The following is a 16,098-nucleotide window of genomic DNA, read 5'->3' as shown; positions in this document are numbered from 1 at the left end:
CTCGCACACGCTCAGCGACACCTCACGGGCTGACGGCCGCGTGGAGTGTCGCTGCGCGCGTGGAGTCGTGCCACCGCTCCGCGGGCGTCACACGCGGTTGAGCGCGTGCACCGCCTGGTCGTAGGACTCCTCCGCCAGGCGCACGCGGTCCCCCGCGAGCACGCCGTAGCCGAAGGTGCCCTCGCCTCCGCGCTCGGCGATGCCCGAGTGCACCCGCAGCACGTCGAGGGCGTGCAGGGACCGCACCCGCTCGGTGAGCACGTCCGCCGCGTCGCCGATCCGCTTCCACAGCGCGTGCGGGAACGCGTCGTCGCCGAGCACGTCCATCGCCGCGCGTGCCCGGGTGGCCGCGCGCCAGGCGTCCTCGGTCGCAGCTCGCTCGGAGGCCTCGCGGTCGACCAGGCCCACGCTCTCGTCGTCGTCGGACACCGCGCGCTGCACGAGTTCCCGCACCCGCGGCTTCTCGATCGCCGAGACGTCCTGCGCGACGTGCTTCGGCGACCGGAGTGCCCAGTCCGTCGGCGCCGGGCGTTCCACCGCGTCGTCGAGGGCGTCGAGCAACTCGAGGTAGGGCTCGTCGTGCAGGAACGCGACGACCTCGCGCACGGCGACGGCCCGACGCTCCCGTGTGGCCGCGAGCACGCGCTCCCGGGTCATCGCGTCGACGAGCAGGTCCTGCGCCGGGGACGACGCATACGGCAGCCGCTCGACCAGGTAGTCGGCGAGTGCGGCCCGCGCCGTCACGGCCGCCAGGCCGTCCGCGGCCTCGGCCGCGCGGTCGGCCGCCTCGGTCGCGGCGAACGCGGGTCGGTAGGAGCCGAGCACCGCGGCGATGCCGAGGGCGGTCCGGGCCGTCTCGCGGAGGTCGGCCTGCTCGCCGGAGCGGAGCCGCGCCTCCTGTTCGAGCCAGCTGCTGCGCAGCTTCTTGAGCCGCTTCGTCAGCGCGCGGGCGGCGGTGCCCTTCTCCGGCTTGTCCGCGGTCCGGAGGCGCGGTGCCGGTGCTCCTGCCAGCCCACGTGCCAGCTTGGACGCCACGGCGGCCGGGGCGGCGCCGACGGCCGCGAAGCGCGCGTCGAGGGCCGCGAACAGCTCGTGCACGACCTGCTCGTCGACGCCGTCGACGGTCTCGACCTCGACCTCGCGCCAGGTGCGCGGCGTGGTCGGCGCGTCGTCGTCCAGGCGCTGCGCGGCGACGCGGTCGTCCGCGAGCTCGGCGACCTGCTCGCCGTCCTCGTCGAGGAGCCGGGTGATCGTGCGCGCCGTCGTGATGCGGACGACCGGGCGGAGTCCGCGCCCGCGACGCTCGGTGAAGAGCGCGGCGAGGACGGCGTCCGGGACGGTGTCGGCGCCCTCGGTCAGGGGGAAGTGCTGCTCGTGCCGGACGGTGTCGGACGCCGCGCGCTTGATGTGCCAGCCGGCGTCGGCGCCGCCGGTGCGTCGGCGGACGGTGACGCGGGCGGCGACGAGGTCGTAGCGCTCGGTGTCCCAGTACGTGGCGTCGAGGGCGATCGGCGCCTGGTGGTCGGTCGCCAGGATGCTGCCGACGCCGATGAGGTCCGGCAGGTCCCCGCCCTCGGGCAGGTCGTAGGTGCGCTCGATCTCGAGGTGCGTGTCCGTCACGCGCTCCTGTCTACCAGGAGCCACCGGGTTCCCCGAACCGGACGGGTTAGCCTGTGGACATGAGCGAGACGATCACCCGCGACGCGTTCGTGCCGGAGGCCGGCGGCGTCACGATGTTCACCACGACCTGGTGCGGCTACTGCGCCCGGTTGAAGAGCCAGATGACGAAGGCCGGCGTGCCCTTCCGCGAGGTCGACATCGAGCACACGCCCGGGACGGCCGAGCTCGTCGCCGAGGTCAACGGCGGCAACCAGACCGTGCCGACGCTGGTGTTCCCGGACGGCAGCACGGCGACGAACCCCTCGCTCGCCGAGGTCCAGTCCCGCATCTGACACGTCGCACCCCGAGACGAACAACGCGCCCCACTGTGACGGGGCGCGTTGTGCGTTCCGGGGTGCGATCGGCGGGGCCGCGCCGCCGCCGCGAAGGGCTCAGCGCGAGAGCGCCTCCGTGAGCAGCGCCGCCATCGCGTCGAGCTGGATGTCGCCGGAGTCGACGAGCTCCTCGTCCGAGCCGTCCAGCGCGCGAGCGGCCAGGGACGCCTTCGAGTCGATGAGCTCGGCGATCTTGGTGTCGATCGTCTGCGCGGCGATGATGCGCCACGCGGTGACCGGTTCCTCTTGCCCGATGCGGTGCACGCGGTCGATCGCCTGGGTCTGCTCGGCGCTCGTCCACGACAGCTCCGCGAGCACGACGTTCGACGAGACCTGCAGGTTCAGGCCGACACCGGCCGCGGTGAGCGAGCAGACGATCACGGCGACCTCGGGGTCGTTCACGAACGCGTCGATCTCGGCCGTGCGCCGCGCGGGCGTCTGGTCGCCGCGGACGGTCGCGGTCTTCAGGTGCCGGCGGGCGAAGACCTCCTCCGCCTGGTCCATCACGTCGAGGTGCTTCGCGAAGAACACGACCTTGCCGACGTTCGAGGCGAGCTGCGCCGCGTAGTCCGCCGCGAGCTGCGCCTTCGCACGGCCGATGCGCCGCACCATCGAGAACACGTTCTCGCCGGTCGACGAGGCGTCCTGGTCCTCGAGCTCCCAGCGGGCGACCTGCCGGACGAGCTTGTGGTCGATGCCGACGACTGGGTCCTGCCCGGTCCGGGCGTCGAGCGCCTGGTGGTACCGGCGGACGAGCTTCGCGGTGAGCTCCCGCTCGGCGTCGCGGATCGAGCGGCCCTCTTCGCCGTCGAGCTCGACCGGGATGTCGGCGATGCGTCGGGCGGGGATGTCCGCCGCGACGTCGACCTTGCGGCGCCGGACGATGCCCTGGTCGATGACGGCCTTCCGCGCCTCGACGAAGAACCCGGGATCAGCCGGCGTCAGGCCGATGTCCTCGAGCTCGTTCATGAGCTTCGCGCGGGGCTTCTTGTCGTCGATCCAGCCGAGGTACTCCCAGATCGTCCGGAAGTCCTCGACCGAGTTGATGAGCGGTGTGCCGGTCAGGGCCATGAGCAGCGGCGCCGCGACCCGCGACCGGATCTTCTCGGCGATCTGCAGCACGAACCGGGAGCGCTGCGACTCCTTGTTCTTGATGAAGTGCGCCTCGTCGACGACCATGCCCTTGAACCCGAACGACCCGAGCCAGCCGGCGTGCCGGTCGAGGATCTCGTAGTTCACGATGACGATGTCGGCGAACCCGTCCAGGTCGCCGCCGTCGCCGTGGATGACCGTCGCGCGTCGGTTCGGCACCCAGCGCTCGGCCTCGCGCGCCCAGTTCGTCTTGACGACGTTCGGCACGACCACCAGCAGCGGGAACGCGTCGGCGGCGTCGGCGGCGAGCAGCGACTGCGCGGTCTTGCCGAGGCCGGGCTCGTCGGCGAGCAGGAACGTGCGGTGGCCGTGCGACGCGGCGGCGACGAGCTCCGCCTGGTGCTTCATGAGCGTGGTGCCCGACTTCGAGTGCAGCGTCGAGGGCTCCGGCAGCGGCATCGACGCCGCGCCCCCGCCCGCGCCGTACTCGAACGACTTGAAGAGCGGACCGAACAGCTCCCAGTTCGCCAGGCGTCGCGGGTGGGCGACGGGCTGGTCGGCGAGCGCGAAGTCCGGCGGCAGGAAGGGGTTCGCGAGCTGCCGCTGCACGACGGCCTGCGGCACGACCGAACGGACCGGGCTCTCGACCACGGGCGACGGTTCCGCCGCGATGACGAGCTCCTCGGGCTGCAGCTCCATACCGCCCGCGATCATCATGTCCCGCTTGACGGTCCGCGTCGCCTCGCTGACGGAGGCCTCCTCGGTCAGCAGCTGGATCACGCTCGTGTCGCGGGCCGCGGTCTTCGCGAGGATGGTCGCGACGCCGTCGAGCCGCTTGAGCTGCTCCGCGCGCTGCGCGTCGGTGAGCTCCTGGTCGGCCTTCACCCGTGCGCGCTCCTCGCGCATGAGCAGGGCCACGGCCTGGAACTTCGACCGGTTCGACGCCTTCAGCGGGCCGCGCTGGGCAGCCGCCTCGACCTCGCGCACGGCACGCGCGAGGACCGGGATGACGCCGTCGTTGTCGAGCGGCCTGGTCCGACGCGACGCGGTCCGCGTCCCGCCGGCTGCACGCCGGGTGCCTGATCGAGCCAACGCTCCTCCTTGTTCCGCCCGTGTCCGGGCGAGCCGCCGTCGTGGCGGGAAGTCATCGACCGGCGCCTGGCGCGGCTCCGGTCCACGGGCCACCCTGGCCCGCTCGTTCGCCGGTCCCGCCTCGGGACGTCCGGTGGAGTCCCGCGGACCGTTCCGCCGTGACACCACTCGGTGTCGGACACGACGGTCCGCGCCGGGATCCGGCGCCGTCGCACGCACGCGACGCCCTGCTGGGCGGTCACGGATCCGGTCCCCGCGTCGGTCAAGCGACCGACCGCCGCATCCGGAATCGACGCAGCACGCGGGCACGCGGTGCATGCTCTGGGCAGTTTACTCCCGCACCGCCGACACCGGCGACTCCACGCGACCCGCGCGCGTCGCGTGGGTGACCAGGCGCCGGACGGGAGGCACGTGGCGGCGCCGCCACGTGCCTCCCGTCCGTCGCCGCGTCACCGCGCGACCTCGCCCGGTGGGCCGGCCGCCGGTTAGACCTGGGGGGCCGACCGCGGACGGACCAGCCCGTCCGACGGCAGCGCGGGAGCCGCCTCGGCGAGCGCCGCACGCGTGGCAGCGAGGAGCTGCTGGGCCGTGGCGATGCCGTTCGCGGAGCCCGTCGTCGCCTGCCCACCGGCGTGCGCGAGGAGCTGCGCACCGATCGCCGGACCGATGCGGTCGGACTCGGCCGGGTTGCGCGCGACCCAGTCGCGGGCGACCGCGTCGGCGAGCCGCTCGGCCGCGGCACCCCGTTCCGCGTCGCCGCGCGACCGGTGCCACAACCCCGTGACGACCAGGTGTGCCACCACGGCGCCGATGTCCCGGACCGGGAACCCCCAGCCGGCGGTGTCGATGTCGAGCAGCCCGGAGATGCGCCAGGGCTCGTCCTCGTCGACGAAGACCTGCTCGAGGTGCAGGTCCCCGTGCACCACCTGCCGGGGCGCGTTGCCCCAGCCGATCGAGCGGCGACCGATGTCGTCGTACAGCGCGTCGATCTCGACCGCGTCCTGCGGCAGCGCGGCGACGAGGGTCCGGCGGTGCCAGTCGGCGTGGTCCATCGCGTCCGCGCGGGCCTGCTGCGTCATCGGCACCGTCGCGATCCGTCCCGTGAGCGCCGCGAGGGACGCGACGAAGCGCGGGTCGTCGGCGATCTCGGTGATGCGGCTGCCGGCGGGCACGCCGCGGATGCGCTCGAGGACGAGGAGCCCGTCGCCGCGGCTCGACAGCACGCGCGGGACCGGGAGCCCGGCCGCCGCGAACTGCTCGTGCGACTCGACGATCGGGGCGACACGGTGCGGGCGGACGATCTTCAGGAAGAGGGTGCGTTCGGGGGCGTCGACGCGGACCACCGCGCGCTTGCCCGGACGGTAGGCGGCGACCGAGAGCGTCGGGTCGGTGACCGGCATGCCGATGCCCGCGAGGAGCTCGGCCACCGCGTCGCGGTAGGTCACCTGCGGCAGGACCGGCAGGCCGGGGTCGTTCGGGTACGCCCAGACGGACACCGGGTCGCCGGTCGCCGGGTCGGTGACGATGGCGCTGTTCTGGTCGTGGGCCCCGCCGGTGTCGACGTAGGTCAGGACGGTCGACCGCTGGCCGGCGCGGTCGACCGTGTCGACCTCGTAGCCGTACAGGTATCCGTTGCCGGACGGCTCGACGGAGTGTGCCCGTGCGGCCACGACCGAGGTCCCGGAGCCGGCGAAGGCCTGCGGGATGACGCGCTCATGGTTGGGCCACACGGGACCAGTCAACCGTGCCGGTGCGGATTCGTCGCGATCGTGCACGGCTCGGCGTGCGGCTCGTGGCTAGCGTGGTCGACGTGAACCCGGTCTCGCGACTCCGCAGCTCCAGCCGGACCCCGTTCCTGCAGGTCGTGAAGACCGCGGTCGCGGTGGTCGCCGCCGTGCTGCTCTGCCGGCTCGTGATCGACGGCCCGTTCCCGACCTTCGCCGCGATCGCCGCGCTGCTCGTCGTGCAGCCGAGCATCAACCAGTCCTTCGTCAAGGGCCTCGAGCGCAGTGCCGGCGTCGTGCTCGGGGTGGTGCTCGCGACGGGGTTCCACCTGTGGCTCGGCGACGCCGTGTGGGTCGTGCTCGTGGTGATCGTGCTCGCGATCCTGCTCAGCTGGGCGCTCCGGCTGACCCCGACGTCCGCGACCCAGGTCGGCATCAGCGGCATGCTCGTGCTCACCGCCGGGGTGGTCACGCCGAACTACTCGGCCGACCGGATCCTCGAGACCGTGATCGGCGCGGTCGTCGCGCTCGTGGTGAACGCGCTCATCGTCCCGCCGGTGCTGCTCGAGCCCGCGCACCTCGCGGTCGCCCGGCTCGCACGCGACACCGCCGCGGCGTTCGAGCGGATCGCGATCGGGCTCACCGAGGGGTGGGACGACGACCGGTGGCACGAGGCACTGCTGCAGGCGCGGGCGCTCCGGCAGCAGCACGCCCGGGCCGAGGCCTCGCTCACCGCCGCCGGCGAGTCGCTCACCATGAACCCCCGGGGCGGACGGCACCGCACGATCCTGCAGCGGGACGTCGCGGTCGCCGAGCACCTGCGGGTCCTCGTGACGCGGGTCACCGGCATGACCCGGGCGATCCGGGACAACACCGCGCCGGGACTCCGCTCCGACCCGGTCGTCGGGAGCATCGCCACCGAGGTCGCCCGGATCGGCGCGGACGTCCGTGCGCTGAGCGCCCGCGTCGAGGCGACCCGGATCGACGCCCCGGACGGCACGGCGGCGCTCGACGAGGGACCGGACCCCGCCGAGGCCGCGGCGCCGGCGCTCACGGCGCCGCTGCGGGTGGTCCGGCCGAATTCACAGCACTGGGTGCTCATCGGCGCACTGCTCGAGGACATCCGGCGCGTCCGCGAGGAGCTGCTCGGCGAGGACGACTGACGCGGGCCCGTGGTGCTGGGCGCTGGTCGGGCCGCTGGTCGGGCCGCTGGTCGGGCGCGGGGCGCGCTCGGGCAGCTGGTCGCGCCGCGTCGTCGGTGATCGGTCCCGGCGCGGGCAGGTCAGGCGTCGGCGCGTTCGGCGTGCGTCGGCTCGTCGACGAGCTTCGTCGCGACGCGGGGCAGGTCCGCCCGGACCGGGCCAGCGTTCGTCGGCTCGTCGCTCGTCGGCTCGACAGCTGTCGGCTCGGCAGGCGTCGGCTCAGCGTCCGTCGGCCCGGCGCGCGTCAGGTCGGCGCTCGTCGGCCCGGAGTTCGCCAGGTCCGTGCTCGTCGGCTCGGCTGCCGTGGCTGCCGCGAGGGCGGCGCGCACGAGGTCGTCGCGCAGCCCCGGTTCCCCCGGCGCCCGGTCGCTCGTCGGCGCGTCCGGCACGAGCCGGCGACGCACCTCCGCCACGACCGCCTCGGGATCGGTCTCCCGGGCCGCGCGGCTCGCGGCGTCCGGGACGCTCGTCAACAGGTCGGCGACGACACGCTCGCGCCCACCGTCCTCCAGCTCGCCGAGCACGTCGAGGCCGTCCCAGGCCGCGTCGAGCTCCGCACGCAGGCGGACGAAGGCCGGGTGGTCCGACTGGTCGTTCATGGTGCCCCCACTCGGACGCTGCGTCGGGTACGCCGCGTCCGGGGGAACCATAGCAACGCGTTGTAGGGGTTTCACCACCCCACTCCGCGGGACAGACCGTTCTGCCCTCGTCCGCGGGCCTCGGGGCGCGCCGCGACCCCCGTTCCCAGGTGCCTCCGGGGCGATCATGTGACGAGATTCAGCGACTCCGGGGCCGGTACCGCCCCGACTGCCCCGTTCGATGCCACGATGGGCCGAGAGGAGGTCGATCATGCGCCTGTTGGTGGTCGAGGACGACGACGAGATGCGCGCGCTCATGGAGCGTGGGCTCGCGGCAGAGGGGTACCGCGTCACGGCGGTCGAGAACGGGGTCGAGGCGCTCATCGCCCTCGGCGAGCAGGGCTTCGACCTCGCGGTCGTGGACGTGATGATGCCGGGCATGTCCGGCTTCGAGCTGGCCCGCCGCATCCGCGAGCGCGAGGACCCGGTGCGGATCCTGCTCGTGACGGCCCGCGACGCCGTGGACGACCGGGTGTTCGGGCTCGACGCCGGCGCCGACGACTACCTGACGAAGCCGTTCGCCTTCGCCGAGCTCACCGCCCGGCTCCGCGCACTCGGCCGCCGTGAGAGCGCGGGTGCACCCCGCACGATCGAGGTCGGGGACGTCTCCATCGACTCCGAGGCCCGCCGGGTCTCGATCAAGGGCCAGCGCGTCGCCGTGAGCCCGACGGAGTTCGCGCTCCTCCGGCTCCTCGCCCGCTCGGTCGGCACCGTGGTCGACCGGCCGAAGATCCTCGAGGAGGTCTGGGACGGCTCGCAGCACGTCGACCCGAACGTCGTCGAGCAGTACATCTCGTACCTCCGCAAGAAGCTGACCTCGCACGAGGCGACGGTCGCCATCTCCACCGTCCGGGGCCGCGGCTACCGGCTCGACCTGCTCGGGGCGTGACCGGGTCGGCACCCGTCTCCGGGGTCGGCCGCGTCGGGCGCGGCCTGCCCCGGCCCCTCCGGGTGCTCTCGCTGCGGGCGCGCATCACGATCGGTTCGACGGCGATCGCCGCCGTGGTGATCCTGCTGCTCGTGCTCGTCATGCGCTTCCAGGTCGTCAGCGTCGTCGCGAGCGCCACGCGGACGCTGCTCGACGCCGACGTCGACCCGTACGTGGCCACCCTCGAGGTCGACAGCGACCCGGACCTGTCGGCCCCCGGCAACCTGCAGCTCGTCGCGGTCGTCGCCCCGTCCGGTGACATCCGGCTGTCGACGATGCCCGAGAGCGTCGAGCGGGCCCTCGGCAGCCTGACCGCACGGCCGGCCGGGGCGTCGCTCGTCGACGTCGCCGGGTCCGAGTACCGCGTCGTCATCGAGCACCCCGTGAACCAGGCCGGGCGGTGGACCGTCGTCGCCGCACGCAACTCGCAGGCCGAGGCCATCGTCGTCGACGACCTCACCACGACCCTGTCGCTCACCGGTCTGGCGATCCTCATCGCCTTCGGCATCGCGTCCTGGGTGCTGGCGACGACGGCGCTCCGCCCCGTGAACCGGATGCGCCGCGAGGCCGAGCGGCTCTCCGTCGCGCCCGAGCGCGCGGAGCTGCCGGTCGGTCCGGCGCAGGACGAGCTGGCCTCGCTCGCGACCACCCTGAACGCGTTCCTCGCGCGCACCCGCCAGGCGACCGAGCGCGAGCGGCAGATGGTGTCCGACGCGAGCCACGAGCTCCGGACGCCCCTCGCGATCCTGACCACGCAGCTCGACCTCGCGTCGCTCGATGCGGACGACGCCACGGCGCTCGCGGCGCACATCGACCGCGCGAAGCGGAGCGTGGCCCGGCTGTCCCGCCTGGCGAACGACCTGCTCACCCTGTCCCGCATCGAGGAGTCCGAGCGCCGCGAACAGGACGGCGGACCGCCACCGCTCGCCGCCTGGACGGACCTCGGTGACGAGGTCATGGCCGCCGTCGACCGCGTGCGGCTCATCGCGTCGACGAAGGACGTCACGGTCGACTTCGAGCTCGAGCCCCCGTCGTCGGCCGGCGGCACGGACGAGCCCCGCTACCGACTCGACACCGGGGGCATCGCCCAGCTCGTGACGAACACCGCGAGCAACGCCGTCGCGGCACTCCCCCGCGGCGGCGGCGTGTTCGTCTCGTGGCGCACCGAGGGGACCGAGGGGGTCCTGCAGGTCACCGACGACGGTCCCGGTGTGCCCGAATCGTTCATCCCGGTCGCGTTCGACCGCTTCACGCGTCCGGACGAGGCACGCACCTCGCGCCCCGACCCGGACCCCGCGACCGGCGCGGTCCCGATGCCGGGCGGCTCCGGCCTCGGGCTCGCGATCGTGCGCGCCATCGCGGAACGGGCGGGAGGCACGGCCACCCTCCGCAACGTCCGTTCCGGTGGGCTCGAGGTCACCATCCGCATCCCCGCCGTCCACGAGCCGGCATCGCGCGGCTGACCTCCGGCCGGGCGCCGGTCACTGGAAGTCGCGCGAGCGCGTCCGAACCGCCAGGGGCAGGTGCTCGATCCGGTCGGCGACCAGGTTCACCACCCCGTCCGGCGACCGCTCGAGGATCCCGCGGACCACGACCGCGGGTGACTCCCGCGCGACCCGGCGGTACCGTCCCCACACGCCGACGCTGCAGATGACGTTCACGAGACCGGTCTCGTCCTCGACGTTCATGAACGTGATGCCGGACGCCGTCGCCGGACGCTGTCGGTGTGTGACGATGCCGCCGACCTCCACCCGGCGCCCGGTCTCCGCCGTCGCGGTGTCCTGCACGCTGAGCACCCCGCGGGCGACGAGCCGGTCCCGGACGTGCCGGACCGGGTGGTCGTCGGTGGTCATGCCCGTCGACCACATGTCGGCGATGAGCACGTCACCGCTCGTCATCTGTCCGAACAGCGGCGGCTGCACCGTGACCTGCGTGCCCGGGAGCTGGTCGGGACGCTCGGCCGCGGCCTGGGCGGCCGACCACATCCCGCTCCGCCGGTCGATCCCCAGGCCCGCGAACGCGTCGGCGGCAGCCAGGGCCTCGAGCTGCGCGGTCGTCAGCCGGACCCGCCGGGCCAGGTCGGACATGTCCGTGAAGGGTCCGTGCGCGGTGCGCTCGGCGACGATCGTCTCGGCGCTCCGCCTGCCGAGCGAGGCGACCTCGGCCAGCCCGAGCCGGACCGCGTACGCGCCGTCGCGACGGTGCCGTGCGGTGTCGTCGGGCGTCGCCGGGTCGAACGGCAGCACGGGCGGCTGCTCCTCCGCCGTGCACGCATCGTCGCCGGTCGCCCCGGAGGCGTCGCCCAGCGCCTCGAGCGTGGCGTCGACCCCGGAGCGCAGCACGTCGGGTCGGAGCACCTGCACACCGTGGCGCCGGGCGTCCGCCACCAGGGTCTGCGGCGAGTAGAACCCCATCGGCTGGGCGCGGAGCAGCGCGGCGAGGAACGCCCCCGGGTAGTGCAGACGCATCCACGCGCTCGCGTACACGATGAGGGCGAAGCTGATCGAGTGGCTCTCGGCGAACCCGAAGTTCGCGAACGCCTGGATCTTGGCGTAGATGGCGTCGGCGTCCTCGCCGTGGATGTCGTTCGCCGCCATCCCGGCGTAGAGCTTCTCGCGCAGTCGCTCGATCTTCTCGAGGCCCCGCTTCGACCCCATCGCACGACGGAGCAGGTCGGCGTCGTCGCCGGAGCACCCGCCGACCGCGATCGCCATCTGCATGAGCTGCTCCTGGAAGAGCGGCACCCCGAGCGTCCGTTCGAGCACGGGTTCGAGCGACGGGTGGATGTAGGTGATGGGCTCCTCGCCGGTCCGTCGACGGATGTACGGGTGCACCGCGCCGCCCTGGATCGGCCCCGGTCGGACGAGGGCGACCTCGATCACCAGGTCGTAGAACCGCCGCGGCAGCAGCCGGGGCAGCGTGCCCATCTGCGCCCGGGACTCGACCTGGAACACCCCGATCGTGTCCGCGCGGCACAGCTGGTCGTAGACGCCCTGCTCTTCCTTCGGGATGGAGTGCATGTCCCACCGCTCCCCGCAGTGCTCGGCCGCCAGGTCGAACGAGTACTGCAGGGCCGCGAGCATGCCGAGGCCGAGCATGTCGAACTTCACGAGCCCCATGAACGCGCAGTCGTCCTTGTCCCACTGCAGGACCGTGCGACCGTCCATCCGGGCGTGCTCGATCGGCACGACCTCGCCCACGGGACGGTCGGTCAGCACCATGCCCCCGGAGTGGATGCCGAGGTGCCGCGGGAACCCGAGGACCTGCTGCGCCATGTCGACGACCGTGTCCGGGATGTCGTGGTCCTGGCTCTCGGTCACCGACCCCCAGCGCTCGACCTGCTTCGACCAGGCGTCCTGCTGCCCGGGGCTGTGCCCGAGGGCCTTCGCCATGTCCCGGACCGCGCCCTTCGGCCGGTAGGTGATCACGTTCGCGACCTGCGCGGCGTTGAACCGGCCGTACTTGTCGTAGACGTACTGGATGACCTCCTCGCGGCGGTCCGAGTCGAAGTCGACGTCGATGTCCGGCTCCTCGTCGCGCATCGCCGACAGGAACCGTTCGAACGGCAACCCGTAGCGGATCGAGTCCACCGCGGTGATCTCGAGCAGGTAGCAGACCGCCGAGTTCGCCGCCGACCCGCGCCCTTGGCACAGGATGCCCCGCTCGCGGGCGAACTGCACCATGTCACGGACGATGAGGAAGTAGCCCGGGAAGTCCTTGTCGGCGATCACGGAGAGCTCGCGTTCGATGCGCTCGCGCTTCACGGGGTCGACGCCGTCCGCGCTGCCCGGGTAGAACCGGCGGGCCCCGCGCCAGGTGAGCTCCCGGAGCCACGTCATCGTGGTGTGCCCCTCGGGGACCTCGACGTCGGGCAGCCCGGGCTTCGCCGTCCGCAGTCGGAAGCCGAGTTCGTCCGCCAGCTCGACGCTCGTCGCGACCGCTCCCGGGTACCGGGCGAAGCGCCTGGCCATCTCGGCGCCGGAGCGCAGGTGCGCGGTCGGGGCAGCCGGCAGCCACCCGTCGATCTCGTCGAGGCTGCGCCGTGCACGCACCGCGGCGAGGGCGGTGGCCACGGGGAACTGGTCGGGGGTGGCGTAGTGCACGTTCCCGGTCGCGACGACCCGCAGGGCGTGCCGCGCTGCGAGCCCGGCCAGGACGTCGTTCCGGGCCGTGTCGAGCGGATCGCCGTGGTCGGTGAGCTCGACGACGACCCCGGCGGTGCCGAACCGGTCGAGCAGCGCCCGGAGGGCTTCGTCCGCGGCGGACTCGCCCCCACGTTCGAGGGCCTGCCGCACCGTCCCCTTGCGGCAGCCGGTGAGGACCCGCCAGTGCCCGTCCGCCTGCGCCGCGAGGTCGTCCAGGTCGTACCGCGGCCGGCCCTTCTCGGCGCCGGCGGCCAGGTGCGCGCGCGTCACGGCTCCGGCGAGCCGGTGGTAGCCGTCCTGACCGTCCGCGAGCAGCAGCAGGTGCGTGCCCTCGGGGTCGGGGACGCCGTTCTGCGGCCCGGTCAGCCCGAGGGACAGCTCGGTGCCGTAGACCGTCGACACGGTCGGGTACGCCTCGGCCACCTCGGCCATCCGGGCGGCACCGTAGAACCCGTCGTGGTCGGTCAGCGCCAGCCCGTGCAGGTGCAGGCGCGCCGCTTCCTCGACCAGGTGCTCCGGTCCGCTCGCACCGTCGAGGAAGCTGAAGGTCGAGTGCGCGTGCAGCTCGGCGTACGGCACGACGGGGTCGCCGTCGTCGGACGGCGGCGGTGGCGGGACGTAGCGGGAGCGCTTCCGCGACCACGCGGGGCTGTCGCCGCCGTCACCGGCGTGGGCCGCGTCCGGGCGCTTGTCGGAGAGCGCGCGCTCGAACTGCGACCACGGGATGGGTGGGTTGCTGTAGCCCATCAGGTACCTTCCGTCACGTCGCGACCGCCTCGGCCCACCAGCGGTGGTCGGCGAGCACCAGGTACCACGCCCGGCCGCCCTCGTCGACGAGCTGCAGACGGTGCAGTCGACGACCGCCCGACTCCCACCAGCGCACGACGAGCGGCCACGGTCCCGCCCACGCCGTCACCGACGCGAAGCCGCCGCCGCGCTCCCCGTCGGCCCGGAACCGCTCCGGGGCTCCGGTCAGCGCCCCGCGGTCGTCCACGTCGACGGTGCCGCCGTCCGCCGTGACGACGTCGACCGGGCGCGGTCGTTCGAGCACGGTCGCCGGTGGCGGTCCCGGGAGCCTGCCGGGCCAGGGACGGTCACGGACGGTCGCCAGGGCACGCTCGCCCCCGACCGGCGCGTCGCCCCACGGCACGAGCACGACGCGCTCGGCCAGCGTGCGGCCCCCGCCGATCCGCGGTGTGACGACCCCGTCGTGCCCGACGAGCCCCTGCACGCGGGCCAGGGCGTGGTGCACGCGTTCGTCGGGACCGGTCCCCCACAGCCCACGCTCGTGGTTCGCGGCGTCGTCCACCGCGACCGGTTCGAGCACGACCTGCACCACCGGTGCCTCGAGTCCCGAGGGGTCGACCCCGCCGGCGAGCTGCCACCGCACCCGGTCGACCACGTCGGCCGCGTCGAACCAGCGGGGGTGCACCCAGGTCCGCTCGAGCAACAGGTCGCGCTCGTCGACGATGCCGACCCGGATCGTCGTCGCCACGAGCCCCGCGGACCGCAGCCGCGCGGCGAAGTCGTCCGCCGACCGTCGGAACGCGAACGCGACCTGGTCGGCGCGGTCGAGCGGCGGTTCGAACGACGCCTCGACCCGGAGCTCGGGGGGCACCGCGCGCGAGGCGACCTCGCGCGGGTCGCGGCCGCCCGCGAGCCGGTGCAGGAAAGCGCCGGCGACCCCGAACCGGTCACGCACCTGCTCGTCGCCGAGTGTCGCGAACTCCCCGAGCGTCGCGATGCCGAGCCGCCCGAGCACCATCGCCAGGTCGGGGTCGCCGAGCACCCCGAGCGGCAGGTCGGCCAGGAAGTCCGAGGATCCCCCGACGGGCACGATCCGCACGCGTTCGCCGGGGCGCACCGGGCGTGCCCGGGCGGCCTGCTCCGCGGCGAACGGGGTGTCGGCGACCCCGGCACGCACCCCGGGCGCCCCGTGGTCGGCCGCGATGCCCGCGAGCGTCGCGGCCGCCGCACGTTCGCCGCCGTAGTACCGCGCCGGGCCGCGGGAGCGCAGGGCCACCGTGCCTGGTCGCAGGACCTCGACCCCGGGGACGGCCGCCTCGATCGCGCGGATCACCGGTTCGAACGCCCGGTGGTCGAGCGCGTCGTCGTACGGCTGCACCACGAGCTCCGGGCAGCGTGCCTGCGCCTCGCGCACCCGCAGCCCGCGGACCACCCCCTGCTGCCGAGCAGCGGCGGAGCTCGCGAAGACCTGCCCGTGCACCACCAGGGCGAACGGCTGGTCCGGTGGTGTCCCCGCCGCCCGTGCGGCGGCGATCACCGGCCAGTCCGGGCACCACAGCACGACCGTCCGGGTGGGCGGGGGCTCCGGCAGGGCCCCGCCGCGGGCGACGGCGTCGGCCCGGACGGTCGCGGGTCCGGGCACACCGCTCCCCCGCACCGCCACGCGCGGTCCGGTCGTCCGGGTGCGCCCGCCGCCGCGCGGACTCACGAGGCCACCGCCACCGGGCGGAGCACCCGCGTGTCGGACGCCCCGGCCGCCGCCAGCGGATCGGCAGCACGCACCGCGCCGTCCGCCGCCGGCAGGAGCAGGTCGGCGCTGACCGGACGTCCGGCCCCCGAGCGTCCCGAGGCCGTGACGGTGGCCCGACGCTCGGTCAGGTGTCCGTGTCCGTCGCCGATGCCGCTCCACACCGAGTCGGTCACCCGGAGCGTGACGTCCGCGCCCGGCCAGGCCCCCAGCGCGACGAGCGCCCCGCCGCGCTGGCGGAGCCGGGCACCCAGCCGGGAGACGTCACCGGGCACCACGCGCCCGAGCGGCCGGGTGAGGACGACCTGCGCGACGTCGACGAGCGCTGCGGTCACGGTGAGCCACTGGTCACCCGGGTCGGGGACGAGCACGAGGCGTTCGAGGTCGATCCCCATCGCGGCCGCGGCCTCGACCCCGAGGGACGGCACGCCCACCACGGCACACCAGGCCCCCTCGGCCGAGGCCGCCTGCAGCATGGTCATCGCGAGCAGCACCGACTCCTGCACGGCGTAGGAACCGCCGACACGGATCGCACCGCCCGGCAGCAGGGGCTGCAGCGCCGACGCGGTGGGCAGGCCCTGCACGTCGACCCGGGGGGCTTCCATCTCGGCGACCCGGGAGCGCAGCGCGGTGATGCGGTCGAGCGCCGCACGAGCATCCCCGAGGTGGTCGACACGGCTCGGGCGAGCAGCACCGGCGGGCCCGGTCGACTCCCGCCGGGGTTGCCGCGGGGACCCGGGCGACCGGAGTGCCGCCGCCGTCTGCATGCCCTCATATTCGAACATGTGT

11 protein-coding genes are annotated in these 16,098 nt (G+C 74.2%); 4 read left to right on the top strand and 7 right to left on the bottom strand.

Annotated elements, in window-relative coordinates:
• Window positions 1–87 precede the first annotated feature (87 nt).
• The gene (locus tag DEU32_RS01980) at window positions 88–1,620 is read right to left on the bottom strand and encodes a CYTH domain-containing protein (RefSeq protein WP_181819163.1); all 1,533 of its coding nucleotides are present in this window, start codon (window positions 1,618–1,620) and stop codon (window positions 88–90) included.
• A gap of 59 nt (window positions 1,621–1,679) precedes the next feature.
• On the opposite strand from DEU32_RS01980, the gene DEU32_RS01975 reads away from it, so the two are divergent.
• Window positions 1,680–1,952 carry a mycoredoxin gene (locus DEU32_RS01975; protein ID WP_058741668.1) on the top strand — a complete coding sequence of 91 codons (273 nt, stop codon included), beginning with the start codon at window positions 1,680–1,682 and terminating at the stop codon, window positions 1,950–1,952.
• A gap of 99 nt (window positions 1,953–2,051) precedes the next feature.
• On the opposite strand, the gene DEU32_RS01970 is transcribed toward DEU32_RS01975, so the two are convergent.
• Both DEU32_RS01970 and DEU32_RS01965 read right to left on the bottom strand, forming a co-directional pair.
• Window positions 2,052–4,178: a DEAD/DEAH box helicase gene (locus tag DEU32_RS01970; RefSeq protein WP_181819162.1), complete on the bottom strand. Its 2,127-nt coding sequence runs from the start codon at window positions 4,176–4,178 to the stop codon at window positions 2,052–2,054.
• 485 nt (window positions 4,179–4,663) lie between these two features.
• Complete coding sequence (locus tag DEU32_RS01965; protein ID WP_114849079.1) at window positions 4,664–5,908, bottom strand: phosphotransferase enzyme family protein; 1,245 nt, start codon at window positions 5,906–5,908, stop codon at window positions 4,664–4,666.
• A gap of 80 nt (window positions 5,909–5,988) precedes the next feature.
• Here DEU32_RS01965 and DEU32_RS01960 point away from each other — a divergent pair, with 80 nt between their 5' ends.
• Complete coding sequence (locus DEU32_RS01960) at window positions 5,989–7,065, top strand: aromatic acid exporter family protein (protein WP_114849203.1); 1,077 nt, start codon at window positions 5,989–5,991, stop codon at window positions 7,063–7,065.
• A gap of 119 nt (window positions 7,066–7,184) precedes the next feature.
• Here the strand turns inward: DEU32_RS01960 and DEU32_RS01955 are convergent, their stop codons facing one another.
• Complete coding sequence (locus tag DEU32_RS01955) at window positions 7,185–7,703, bottom strand: hypothetical protein (protein ID WP_114849078.1); 519 nt, start codon at window positions 7,701–7,703, stop codon at window positions 7,185–7,187.
• 250 nt (window positions 7,704–7,953) lie between these two features.
• On the opposite strand from DEU32_RS01955, the gene DEU32_RS01950 reads away from it, so the two are divergent.
• Together DEU32_RS01950 and DEU32_RS01945 are read left to right on the top strand one after the other, a co-directional pair.
• Window positions 7,954–8,631, top strand: coding sequence for a response regulator transcription factor (locus DEU32_RS01950; protein ID WP_058741664.1), 678 nt, complete (start codon window positions 7,954–7,956; stop codon window positions 8,629–8,631).
• A complete protein-coding gene (locus tag DEU32_RS01945; protein WP_114849077.1) occupies window positions 8,628–10,133 on the top strand; it encodes a cell wall metabolism sensor histidine kinase WalK in 1,506 nt (501 codons plus the stop codon). Before DEU32_RS01950 ends, DEU32_RS01945 begins: the two co-directional genes overlap by 4 nt.
• A gap of 18 nt (window positions 10,134–10,151) precedes the next feature.
• Here the strand turns inward: DEU32_RS01945 and DEU32_RS01940 are convergent, their stop codons facing one another.
• The 3 genes from DEU32_RS01940 to DEU32_RS01930 form a co-directional block, all read right to left on the bottom strand.
• Window positions 10,152–13,562 carry an error-prone DNA polymerase gene (locus DEU32_RS01940; protein ID WP_114849076.1) on the bottom strand — a complete coding sequence of 1,137 codons (3,411 nt, stop codon included), beginning with the start codon at window positions 13,560–13,562 and terminating at the stop codon, window positions 10,152–10,154.
• A gap of 13 nt (window positions 13,563–13,575) precedes the next feature.
• Complete coding sequence (locus DEU32_RS01935) at window positions 13,576–15,204, bottom strand: DNA polymerase Y family protein (RefSeq protein ID WP_114849201.1); 1,629 nt, start codon at window positions 15,202–15,204, stop codon at window positions 13,576–13,578.
• A 62-nt stretch (window positions 15,205–15,266) separates the two neighbouring features.
• Window positions 15,267–16,094 carry a hypothetical protein gene (locus DEU32_RS01930; RefSeq protein ID WP_258554753.1) on the bottom strand — a complete coding sequence of 276 codons (828 nt, stop codon included), beginning with the start codon at window positions 16,092–16,094 and terminating at the stop codon, window positions 15,267–15,269.
• Window positions 16,095–16,098: the final 4 nt, after the last annotated feature.

Origin of the sequence: Curtobacterium sp. AG1037, assembly GCF_003349855.1 — a bacterium.
Lineage (GTDB): Bacteria > Actinomycetota > Actinomycetes > Actinomycetales > Microbacteriaceae > Curtobacterium > Curtobacterium citreum.
The sequence above is the reverse complement of the archived record's forward strand: the minus strand, read 5'-3'. Positions and strand labels throughout refer to the sequence as shown.

Bases quoted from the DNA above. Each gene is read 5' to 3' on its own strand.
- DEU32_RS01975 (WP_058741668.1), top strand. From the start codon at position 1,680: ATGAGCGAGACGATCACCCGCGACGCGTTCGTGCCGGAGGCCGGCGGC.
- DEU32_RS01955 (WP_114849078.1), bottom strand. From the start codon at position 7,703: ATGAACGACCAGTCGGACCACCCGGCCTTCGTCCGCCTGCGTGCGGAG.
- DEU32_RS01950 (WP_058741664.1), top strand. From the start codon at position 7,954: ATGCGCCTGTTGGTGGTCGAGGACGACGACGAGATGCGCGCGCTCATG.
- DEU32_RS01940 (WP_114849076.1), bottom strand. From the start codon at position 13,562: ATGGGCTACAGCAACCCACCCATCCCGTGGTCGCAGTTCGAGCGCGCG.
- DEU32_RS01930 (WP_258554753.1), bottom strand. From the start codon at position 16,094: ATGTTCGAATATGAGGGCATGCAGACGGCGGCGGCACTCCGGTCGCCC.